Here is a 10,415-nt window from a genome sequence, read left to right on the forward strand (position 1 = left end):
CAAAGAAAGGTTGAGATTTCCCAACCTCAACCTGTTCTCTAGTTTCTTATTCTGTCTGATTATTTGTTTAAGCCGTATTTTCTGTTGAACTTATCAATACGTCCGCGAGCCTGAGCCGCTTTCTGCTGTCCTGTGTAGAATGGATGGCATTTGGAACAGATTTCTACGTGGATATCTTTCTTTGTAGATCCTGTTACGAATGTGTTTCCACAGTTGCAGGTTACAGTTGCCTGATAGTAGTTCGGATGGATTCCTTCACGCATGATTTTCACCTCTCTATGTTCGTTCTATTTTCTATTCGTATTAATTTGACGAATTTACTATTTCACAGCTTTCTGATTATAACACAATGAATATTGGATTGCAAGCTATTTATAAAAATTTCTGTTTTTTTGCCATCTGGACAAATTCTGCATTTGTCTTTGTCCTGGAGAACATGTTCAGGATCTGCTCTACTGCATCTTCAGCCTTGAGGCTGTTCAGCGCTTTACGCATATTATAGACAGCTTCCTGCTCTTCTTTACTAAGAAGAAGATCCTCTCTTCTGGTACCTGATTTCTGAATATCGATTGCAGGGAAGACTCGTTTTTCCTGGAGTTTACGGTCAAGTACAAGCTCCATGTTACCGGTTCCCTTGAATTCTTCATAAATGACATCGTCCATCTTGCTTCCGGTCTCTACAAGTGCCGTTGCAAGGATCGTCAGGCTTCCGCCCTCTCTCATATTACGTGCCGCGCCAAAAAATCTCTTCGGCATATGAAGGGCTGCCGGATCCAGACCACCGGAAAGCGTTCTTCCACTTGGATTTACACAGAGATTGTATGCCCTGGCAAGTCTCGTAATGGAGTCAAGGAGGATCGTAACATCCTGCTTATGCTCTACAAGACGGCGTGCACGCTCAACGACCATCTCTGAAACTCGTCTGTGATGCTCCGGAAGTTCGTCAAATGTAGAATAAATAACCTCTACATTGCTGCCCTGGATTTCTTCCTTGATATCAGTTACTTCCTCCGGACGCTCATCGATCAGAAGAATGATGAGATGCATATTCGGGCTGTTTTTGAGGATAGATTTGGCCACATCCTTGAGAAGTGTGGTCTTACCAGCCTTCGGTGGAGATACGATCATGCCTCGCTGACCTTTACCGATCGGGCTTAACAGATCCATGATACGCATGGCAACTGTACCGCCCGGACGCTCCATACGAAGTCTCTCATTCGGGAAGATCGGAGTCATATCTTCGAAATTATAACGTCTCTGTCCTTCACTTGGATGGAATCCATTGATCGAATCCACATAGAGAAGTGCACTGAACTTCTCACCCTGTGTCTTGATGCGGATGCTTCCTTTAAGGATATCGCCGGTCTTCAGATTGAAGCGGCGGATCTGGGACGGTGAAACATAGATATCATTTTCTCCCGGCAGATAATTTTCACAGCGGATAAAACCGTATCCATCCGGAAGCACTTCCAGAATGCCATCTGCTTTCTCGCCGCTGTCAAGCTGCGCTGTCTCTGACGGGGCTTTAAAAAACTCCGGAGTTCTCTCCTGATAGTCCTCCTGACTGCGATATGCATAACCTTCCGGATTTCGTTCCTGATAGTTGTTCCGCTCCTGATAATTTCGTCTCTCATTATTATCATAAAAAGTACGGTTTTCACGAGTTCTGAAACTCTGACGTGCTGATTTTTCATTTGCCCGTTCAAAATATCTCTGTTCTCTCACCACTTCCTGTGGTTTTTCAGTCTGAACGCTCTTCTGTACCTTTGGTGCAGATTCTTTCTGAGCAGCCTCCTTCTCATCCTCCTCAAGCATACGGTTGATCAGTTCCGGCTTTCTCAGAGTGGAAATCCCCCTTAATCCCCTTGCTTTTGCAAGGTCTTTCAATGTTGCCAGCGGCAACGATTCATATTTTTCTCTCATAAAAAACCTCTCATTTTTCTTCTTACAGGTCCTTAATGAATCAGATTTCCAAGAACGCCATAAGAAACTATACTCATGATAACAGTTGCCATAATAAGACCACAGAAAATTGCGATCGAAGATTTCTTGATATCTACTTCCAGAAGAGATGCGATCAGTGAGCCTGTCCATGCACCGGTCCCCGGAAGCGGGATTCCTACAAACAGCAAAAGCCCCAGAAATTCATATCTCTTGATCTGGTCACTCTTGCCCATTGCACGGTTTTCCATTTTTATAATAAGTCCACGGAAAATTTTTGTTTTTTTGAGCCATTTGAAGATTTGTTTGATAAACAACAGAATAAACGGGATCGGAATTATATTTCCTAAAATACAGATGGGAATCGCTTTCACCATAGATATATTAAGAAGCGATGCTGCCAGAAGTCCGCCCCTTAGTTCCAGGATTGGAATCATGGAAATAATAAAGATCACCATTTCTCTTGAGATATGCTGCCCAAGAGTATTTGTAAACCAGTTTACTAAAACTTCCAATATATTTCTCCTTATTCAGATAAATAGTCTCTGAGGAATCCAATAAAAGTTTCCATTTCTTCTCTGGTTCCTACAGTAATGCGAAGATGATTTCCTGTTCGTCCACCCGGGAAATATCTCACATAGATGTGGCGTTCACGCAGTGCTTTAAACAGATCCTCTGCCGGACAGGTCTCATGCGTTGCAAAAATAAAGTTTGCCTTGGAGTCCTCAAAAGAAAAGCCGAGCTTGCTGAGTTCCTTCTTTGTCCACTCTCTTGTCTCTATGATCTTATGACAGGTCTCGCAGAAATACTCCTGATCTTTGACTGCTGCCACACCTGCTGCCAGGGCGGTTCTGTCCATAGTATAAGAGTTGAAAGAATATTTGGCATCATTCAGATATTTAATCAGTTTCGGTGAACCCATTGCAAAACCGATTCTCATTCCCGCCATAGACCTGGACTTGGAAAATGTCTGAACGATCAGAAGATTCTCGTATTTTTCGATGAGAGGAAGTGCTGACTGTGAGCCAAAATCCACATAGGCTTCATCTACGATCACAATCACATCCTGATTGTGTGCAACAATGTCCTCCACTTCAGAAAGCGGCATTACCACACCTGTTGGTGCATTTGGATTCGGAAATACAATTCCTCCATTTTCCCCGAAGTAATCTTCTTTGCGAATGTGGAAATGCTCATCCAGTGCCGGCCTCTCATACGGAATACGGAAAAGATCTGCCCATACATCGTAGAAAGAATAAGTGATATCCGGAAACAGGATTGGTTTCTCACTGTTAAAGAAAGTAAGGAAACTCATTGCAAGTACATCATCAGACCCTACGCCTACAAACACCTGATTATCCGAAAGCCCGTAAGTATCAGCAATTGCGCGTACAAGATCCAGTGCTGCCGGATCCGGATAAAGTCTCAGTGTATCGGTATCCATATTGCGAAGCACTTCTCGTACTCCCGGTGCCGGCGGATATGGGTTTTCATTTGTATTCAGTTTGATCATATCCGGCTGATTTGGCTGTTCTCCCGGAGTATACGGAACAACTTTGCGGATATTGTTTTCCCAGTTTGCCATATCTTAATCCCCTTTCACATATCTGCTATTGTACCTATTCTTTAGATATTTGTCAAAGATTTCTTCTTATTCTGGCTGTTCTTTCTGTACTTCAGAGGTGTTGTCCCCGTCTGCCTGTGAAACTCCCGCAGAAAATTGCCGAGATTATTATATCCACACTCCATTGCAACTTCTGTCACAGACTCGTCCGTATCCTCCAGAAAATGCATTGCCTGACGGATCCGAAACTCATTGATATATACCATCGGTGAACGTCCGATGCTTTTCTTAAAAAAGCGGCAGAAATACTGTTCATTCATATTAATGAGTTTCGCCAGATCTCTTATGTATATTTTTTCGTCATAGTGTCCCTTTATATAAGAAAGAACTTTCTTGATCTCTTCAACACGCTTATTGCCATTCTCCGTCATAACAGTAAAAAGCTGATATTTCCACAGAACTGCAAGGATCCGGAGCAAAGAGGACTTAATGTACATCTGGCTCACCACATCATCGGTAACGCCGCCTTTGGTCATCCAGAGTTTCTCCGTCCCGTCTTTGTGAAAAATCATCAGGATCTCTTTGAAATACTGGCGAATCTCCTCAAAAACAGCATCTCCTGGAAAAATCTGCCTCGGAAAAAGCAGCCGCCCGTTCTGGATCGGCTGGAGCAGTTCTATCTGCGCTGCATCATAAGATTCAAAACTCAGGACAGCCGGGTGAAACACAATTGCGTCCTCTCCCGACTCCTCTGAGCAGATTTTTGTAATGCTGTGCAGTTCTCCCGGATTAATGAAACAGATACATTCGGATTCAACCGGATAAACTTCCATGTTGACTTCCAAAAGAAAGCCACCTTTATCAAAATAAAGCATCTCTACTTCATCGTGCCAGTGATGTTTCACCATAACACCCTGACCTTTTGAACTTGTTCTGTATACAGCGCAGGGGAACGTTTTGGTCCCATGGCTTCGAATTTCTTTTAGTCTTGTATTTTCTTCTTTTTTCATCCTGAAATACAACTACCGGATCATACGGTCAGATGCGGGCTCCGCCTTTTCTTGCCTCATCCGGCATGATCTCCGGTGGCGGGTTTGCCATGGCAAAAACAATCGCATCGTCTGCCATTGTGCTTACCATCTCTGCTGTGACAATATTCGGTGCAGATACGCCGACAAAGATATCTCTGCCCTTCATAGCAGTCTTGAGGTCTCCATGGATCTGTTCTTTGTTTGTCTTTTCTGCAATTTCTTTCTGTGCCGGGTTCATCCACTCTTCTCCCGGTGCAAGGATTCCCTTGCGTTCAACCATAACAACATCACCGATTCCAAGTTCCAGAAGGAGTTTACAGATAGAAATACCTGCAGATCCGGCACCATTGATGACTACCCTGGCCTCTGAGAATTTCTTATTCACAAGTCTGAGCGCATTAGTCAGCCCCGCAGATACTATGATCGCAGTTCCGTGCTGGTCATCGTGGAAAATCGGTATGTCACATTTTTCTTTGAGCTTCTTTTCGATTTCGAAACATCTCGGTGCGGAAATATCCTCCAGATTGACTCCGCCAAAAGATCCTGAGATCAGATAAATCGTATTTACAATCTAATCCACATCATTGCTCTTGATACAGAGCGGGAATGCATCTACATCACCAAAAGCCTTGAATAATGCACATTTTCCTTCCATAACAGGCATGCCGGCTTCCGGTCCGATGTTGCCCTTCCATTCTCCATGTAATCTTAAAGATTCTTTTGCGTAATCCATTTCTGTTATCCTCCGTGGAATCTTAGTATTTTGATGTTGCTGTTTTAATGTCTCTATTGTAATCTATTCATTATTTACTTTCAACACTTTCAGATACGTTTTCCCTCTGGTTTGCACTCTTTCTGCATTTCATCCATATAACGCTCGATCGTATCCATGTGTTCAGACATGCAGTGTTCTGCCTGTTCCACATCGTTGTTGATGATTGCCTCTACCAGACGGTGATGCTGCTCATCTATGTCTTTGGATGAATTATTTTTTCTCATGATATAATCTCTGGTGCCGGATACAATGTTGTCCGTGAGCTGGTCTGCTGCTGCCAGAACACTGTAGACCATCGGATTATCCGCGATCTTTGCAATTTTGGTGTGAAGTTCACGGTCCAGCTCTCCCCTTGTCTTCTCATCTTCCTCTGAATCCAGACGGTCGAGGATCATCCAGAGTTCTGCTGCATCCAGCGGAGTACATTTCTTTGCAGCAAGGATTGCCGCTTCTCTCTCCAATGCTGCACGGAACTGCTGGTTCTGTTTCAGATATCCATTATTCAGCTTAAAAAGAATAGTCAAAGGCCCGATCAGCCAGGTATCCAGATTCTCAGTAATATAATTCCCGCCTCCCGGAACCGGTTTGATGATCCCAAGCAGTTCCAGTGCCCGCAGTACTTCTCTTACCGCCGGTCTGGACACGCCCATAGTCTCTGCCATTGTCCGCTCTGCCGGAAGTGCGTCACCTGCCTTTAGTTTTCCATTCTGGATATTATCTATGATCTGATTCAGAATCCCGTTAAATGCACGTTCATCTCCTATTTTTTTAAACATGATCTATGCCTCCGCATCCCGCTCTTCCCTGTACAGCTGATCCCGCCATACAAAAAACAGCGATTCTTTTCTTATTTATGTCTGTAAAATAAATATAGCATTTCTGCCAGTTTACAGCAAGCATTCCACACGATTCTGACTGCATTCTTTTCTATACAAGTTTCTGTTTCTTTAATAAAAAACTGCCCTGAGGCATTTTTTTGTATTTATGGTTCCTCTGCTGCATTTTCTGCATTTTCATTGTACCAGGTAGCAATCCGTTCTTTTTCCCCGGTACTGCGGTCCAGTCTCCATAATTCTGTGTTATTTTCACCCTGATCCGGCAGGAACTGTATAAAGAAAGTCGCATCTCCAACTTCATTACAGCCACTTATATACAGATTCATTCCGCCAAAATCGTATTGTGATACAGAACCATCTCGCATATTTCTTCTGTACAGTACAGTATTTCCATCTTCTGTCTTTTTGTAGTAAAGTCCATCTCCTGTGACAACTGATCTGGAAGCATTTCCCTTTTCAAGAACTACTTTCTTTCCTGTTTTTATATCATATCCACAGGTTGTCCAGGTATCACCATCCTGATAGATATAGCAGACTTTGCTTCCTACGATTCCCAGTACAGAACCTTCGATACTGCCGTCCTTCTGTATATTTTCAAATCCGGGCTCTGAAACATACCAGTCTCCGTCTTCAATCCCCGTAGAGACCCATATCTTTTCATTTCCATAACGAAAAACATAACTGCCGCTCTCTACATCCTCTCCTGTCGCAAGATCAATCTTTCTTCCATCGTAGTTCTGACTGCCATCACCGGAGGTATAATACAGATAATTATTATAGATACAGAATTTTGCATTAGGTTTCGCTGAATTTGTAAGAACCGTCTGATTATCTCCATCCAGATCCATACGGATGATCTCACTCGACTGACCAGAAACTGTGCTGGATTTGCGCCAGTAGATCTTGTCCTGATAAATTGCCATCGTATCTTTGTACTGTCCGGAGATACAGTGATACCCTTTCTTTGCAACCTTATCCACAGTATAGATTTCTCCATTATATTCTCCAAATGTGCCGGAAGTCACAACTTCCCCGGTATTCGCATCCGTATCTTCTGCCGCCTGAACAGGCATCACACTGCTGTTTGCCACTACAAAGCTACTGCAGATTACAGCCAGTAACAGTATCCACAATTTCCGTCGTTTCTCTGCTGCTTCTCTCATTTCACATTCCTCCCGAAAATTTTTCTACATCTTTTATCATAGACGCCATTTTCTGATAGCGGTTTTCTTTCCGAATACTCAGTCCTCTTTTTAATATTTCTTCTATTACAGGAGGAATCGGGATTCCGAGCTGCGACGGCATGCGCAGATCATCATGTTCTGCCCGTCTGACGGATCTCATTGGTCTCTGTCCTGTGATTCCACGATATATAACTGCACTGAGCGCATAAACATCTGTCCATGGTCCCTGTTCATGTTCTGAGTACTGCTCCAGCGGAGCATAGCCATCCTTCAGTTCCATAGTATAGGTATTTCTGTTCAGATAATCTCTGGCAGACCCAAAATCCATCAGCTTCAATCCTGTCCCTGAAGCATCATTTTGTGCAAATTTAATATTATCCGGACTGATATCTCTGTGAATGATTCCGGACTCGTGAATTTTGTCCAGTGTCCGCATTACCGGAAGCAGCATGCCAAACATCTCTGCCGCCTCTACTCTTCCTTTTTTTCGGAAATATTCATTCAGCCCGGGACCATCGAGAAACTCCATGATAATATAAACCGTATTATTTGCTTCAAAATAGCCATACACCCGAACCACATTCGGCTGTGAGGCAAACTTACTGAGCCGTCGTGCCTCTTCTACAAATTTCTGCTTTGCTCTCTCAAATTCCTGCTGGTCTTCTTCATTTGTCAGAACAACTCTGTTACCCTGCCGGTACATACAGCCCCTGTTATAAAACTCTTTGACAGCTACTTTCCTGTTTCCAAGCATTGCCTCATAAGTAACAGAAAATTCTCCCATCCGCAAAGTCCTCAAAATACGGCATTTTCCAGCCAGAACGATTCCTTCCGGAAGGTGATCTTCTCTAAGTGTTATTGTTATCTTTCCCATACGTGCTCTGTTCTCCATCCGTTATGCAGATTTTTATTGCAATCTCTCAGTCTATCAGAGTTCTGAGTTTTTTATTTTCACTTACAGCTCCCTGATACATATGATAGAGATAAAAATTCTTTTCGCTTCTTGCCGCATCTGCAACACTCTCCATGAGAAATCCCATGCGGTCATCCACCTCTAAATACTGGATCACAAAACGATCAAAGTCATCGCCGTCCCGCAGCATTGCATATCCACATTCCAGAAGAATCTGATCCAGTCTTTCTCTGGTCATCACTCTTTCTTTGTTTTCAAGAGATTCCTGTCCCATAAACAGAAGGTAACAGATAAGTGTCGTCCTGTCCAGATCCGTCACTCCTTTGATATAACTGCGGACCGATTTCTCTCCGGAACGATTCTTCTGATAAGTTTGTCTCTTGCTTTCTTCCCTTGCATACTGACTGTCTTTCAGACATTCCTGTTCTTCTATCTCCTGCACTTTTCTTTGGATTACTTCTTCATCTGACAATTCATCCCATCCATCCTCATATGACCGGATCGCATGGGCAAGAAATTCGATTTCTTTCTCTGACATTCTACTGAGGCTTCCCTGATAACCATCCATCAGAATTTCCATCCAGTCTGTAGAAACATACTCAAAATAAAAATAATTAAATGCATCATAAATATTTCCAAAAGAAATCGCACAGTCCAGAAGCGCTTCACGAATTTCCTGGTCATCTTTAAACTTCTTTCGAAGAAGCTCTACGCACTTCAGTACATTCAGTTCTGCAAGTGTCTGTTCCTGACCAAAACCACTCTTTCTTGCTGCCAGGTATGCTTCTGTTTTCTCTTCGATATAATAGCACAGATATTTGCAGAAATAATATCTGGCTTTCTCACGGACCACACAGAAATCTTCCCGGTTGTCCTCCATAAATTTCAGAAAATCTTCTTCGGTAGTACTTTTTTCGATCTGTCTGCGAAACTTTCTTGTAACTTTCTGAGTCTGAAGTTCCTCTTCTGTGATGTCAGAATTCTGGCGGACATATTCCCGAAGTTCCCGATATGTTACGGTCGAACTGTTAAACCACATATCGGTTCTGTCATCATTCATTTCCCGGCAGATCCTTTCCAGATTCAGCCACTCTTCGTAAGAAAATCCCTTCAGGAAAGCATAGATCAGCGTTGCCTCCACCTGATTACGGGCATACAGCTGTTCACACCCGTTCTCTTTTAACTTGCTGTCCAGCTCATCCAGTGTCATATGTGAAACAAAGCCTATTGCAATAAGACGATACCTCAGTGGAATTTTTTTCGCTTTTTTCACATCTGGCTTCATGCATTCCTCCAGAAGCTGTGCCATATCTTTCCTTCTGAAATCCTGTATCATCTTTTCAAATATCGACGCCATGTCTGATTTCCCTTTCATACTCCTGGTACTCCTGGCGAACCTGATTCTGTATACAGTCCGGCACCTTTCCTCTGCTCAATGCCTCAAAAATCTCTCTGTCATTCATGACGATGCGATTCATCTCTCCTGTTCTACGTATCAGTTCCGTTTCCCATCCATTTCTGAGTATGACCTTTCCTTTTAGTTGGACCGGGTTCATGGAATACTGTATATCATGCGTGAGTCTTTCATTACGTTTTGCCGCATACCAGCACATCAGTTTTTTGGCCTGTGCTTCGTTCTCCCATAGATTTGTCTGCACAAGTATAAGCTGGCTGCTGCCCGGTATTATTTTTACTCTGTATTCTATAATGTCTTTTTTCTCTGATGCTTTCCGGTGATTGACCCGGAAAAGTATTTCGTCCTTTTTTTCATCCATAAATACCTTCCCTGCTCCGGCATTTTGCAGACAGTCTGAAACTTTCTGAAGCCAGTCTGCTGTCTCTTTCTGATTTTTCTGACCCGCTGCTGAAAAACAGTATCTTAATAATCCAATATCTCCATTTTCCATAATACACGCCCCTTTATTCTAATTATAATATTACACTATAATTTTACAATAAAAGATTTGCATTTTTGTTTTTTTTATGGTATTTCAGACTGCCGCCTGATATTATTCGATACGAATGGACAGCATTTTTGCCTTTCCGCCATCAGCAAGTTCCGTATCTGCGGAATATGTTGTCGCTGTAATGATATCACCATTTTTCTTTGTGAATTAAAAACTCTATCCTCACATGACTGAAGTCACGTGCTTCCGGACGCTTTAGGCGTC

At 42.9% G+C, this 10,415-nt stretch carries 10 protein-coding genes and 1 pseudogene; all 11 read right to left on the minus strand.

Going from position 1 to position 10,415, the window contains the following annotated elements:
- Positions 1 to 59: 59 nt before the first annotated feature.
- The 11 genes and pseudogenes from rpmE to DWX28_RS05825 all read right to left on the minus strand — a co-directional run bounded on the left by rpmE (position 60) and on the right by DWX28_RS05825 (position 10,151).
- The gene (rpmE, locus tag DWX28_RS05775) at positions 60 to 263 is read right to left on the minus strand and encodes a 50S ribosomal protein L31 (RefSeq protein WP_022215410.1); all 204 of its coding nucleotides are present in this window, start codon (positions 261 to 263) and stop codon (positions 60 to 62) included.
- Positions 264 to 372: 109 nt separating this feature from the next.
- On the minus strand, positions 373 to 1,923 hold the full coding sequence (gene rho, locus DWX28_RS05780) for a transcription termination factor Rho (RefSeq protein ID WP_118252117.1): 1,551 nt from the start codon (positions 1,921 to 1,923) through the stop codon (positions 373 to 375).
- A gap of 32 nt (positions 1,924 to 1,955) precedes the next feature.
- On the minus strand, positions 1,956 to 2,456 hold the full coding sequence (locus DWX28_RS05785) for a COG2426 family protein (RefSeq protein ID WP_022215412.1): 501 nt from the start codon (positions 2,454 to 2,456) through the stop codon (positions 1,956 to 1,958).
- 11 nt (positions 2,457 to 2,467) lie between these two features.
- On the minus strand, positions 2,468 to 3,526 hold the full coding sequence (gene hisC, locus DWX28_RS05790; RefSeq protein ID WP_118252118.1) for a histidinol-phosphate transaminase: 1,059 nt from the start codon (positions 3,524 to 3,526) through the stop codon (positions 2,468 to 2,470).
- A 41-nt stretch (positions 3,527 to 3,567) separates the two neighbouring features.
- Complete coding sequence (locus DWX28_RS05795; RefSeq protein ID WP_022215414.1) at positions 3,568 to 4,413, minus strand: AraC family transcriptional regulator; 846 nt, start codon at positions 4,411 to 4,413, stop codon at positions 3,568 to 3,570.
- A 133-nt stretch (positions 4,414 to 4,546) separates the two neighbouring features.
- Positions 4,547 to 5,269, minus strand: a pseudogene (locus DWX28_RS05800) (NAD(P)-dependent malic enzyme); the annotation flags it as partial.
- Between the two features lie 89 nt (positions 5,270 to 5,358).
- Positions 5,359 to 6,087, minus strand: coding sequence for a FadR/GntR family transcriptional regulator (locus tag DWX28_RS05805; protein WP_022215417.1), 729 nt, complete (start codon positions 6,085 to 6,087; stop codon positions 5,359 to 5,361).
- Positions 6,088 to 6,293: 206 nt separating this feature from the next.
- Positions 6,294 to 7,310: a DUF5050 domain-containing protein gene (locus DWX28_RS05810; RefSeq protein ID WP_118252120.1), complete on the minus strand. Its 1,017-nt coding sequence runs from the start codon at positions 7,308 to 7,310 to the stop codon at positions 6,294 to 6,296.
- A gap of 1 nt (position 7,311) precedes the next feature.
- Positions 7,312 to 8,205 carry a serine/threonine protein kinase gene (locus tag DWX28_RS05815; RefSeq protein ID WP_158565282.1) on the minus strand — a complete coding sequence of 298 codons (894 nt, stop codon included), beginning with the start codon at positions 8,203 to 8,205 and terminating at the stop codon, positions 7,312 to 7,314.
- A 46-nt stretch (positions 8,206 to 8,251) separates the two neighbouring features.
- Positions 8,252 to 9,619, minus strand: coding sequence for a hypothetical protein (locus DWX28_RS05820; protein ID WP_118252122.1), 1,368 nt, complete (start codon positions 9,617 to 9,619; stop codon positions 8,252 to 8,254).
- Positions 9,585 to 10,151, minus strand: coding sequence for a hypothetical protein (locus tag DWX28_RS05825; protein ID WP_118252123.1), 567 nt, complete (start codon positions 10,149 to 10,151; stop codon positions 9,585 to 9,587). Before DWX28_RS05825 ends, DWX28_RS05820 begins: the two co-directional genes overlap by 35 nt.
- Positions 10,152 to 10,415 lie beyond the last annotated feature (264 nt).

This window comes from Blautia sp. AF19-10LB (genome assembly GCF_003461245.1).
In the GTDB taxonomy this organism is placed as follows: domain Bacteria; phylum Bacillota; class Clostridia; order Lachnospirales; family Lachnospiraceae; genus Blautia_A; species Blautia_A intestinihominis.

What these genes read in the sequence shown, in the direction of transcription:
- DWX28_RS05805 (WP_022215417.1), bottom strand. Translation starts at nt 6,087, where the DNA reads ATGTTTAAAAAAATAGGAGATGAACGTGCATTTAACGGGATTCTGAAT.
- hisC (WP_118252118.1), bottom strand. Translation starts at nt 3,526, where the DNA reads ATGGCAAACTGGGAAAACAATATCCGCAAAGTTGTTCCGTATACTCCG.
- DWX28_RS05815 (WP_158565282.1), bottom strand. Translation starts at nt 8,205, where the DNA reads ATGGGAAAGATAACAATAACACTTAGAGAAGATCACCTTCCGGAAGGA.
- DWX28_RS05795 (WP_022215414.1), bottom strand. Translation starts at nt 4,413, where the DNA reads ATGGTGAAACATCACTGGCACGATGAAGTAGAGATGCTTTATTTTGAT.
- DWX28_RS05810 (WP_118252120.1), bottom strand. Translation starts at nt 7,310, where the DNA reads ATGAGAGAAGCAGCAGAGAAACGACGGAAATTGTGGATACTGTTACTG.
- rpmE (WP_022215410.1), bottom strand. Translation starts at nt 263, where the DNA reads ATGCGTGAAGGAATCCATCCGAACTACTATCAGGCAACTGTAACCTGC.
- rho (WP_118252117.1), bottom strand. Translation starts at nt 1,923, where the DNA reads ATGAGAGAAAAATATGAATCGTTGCCGCTGGCAACATTGAAAGACCTT.
- DWX28_RS05825 (WP_118252123.1), bottom strand. Translation starts at nt 10,151, where the DNA reads ATGGAAAATGGAGATATTGGATTATTAAGATACTGTTTTTCAGCAGCG.
- DWX28_RS05820 (WP_118252122.1), bottom strand. Translation starts at nt 9,619, where the DNA reads ATGAAAGGGAAATCAGACATGGCGTCGATATTTGAAAAGATGATACAG.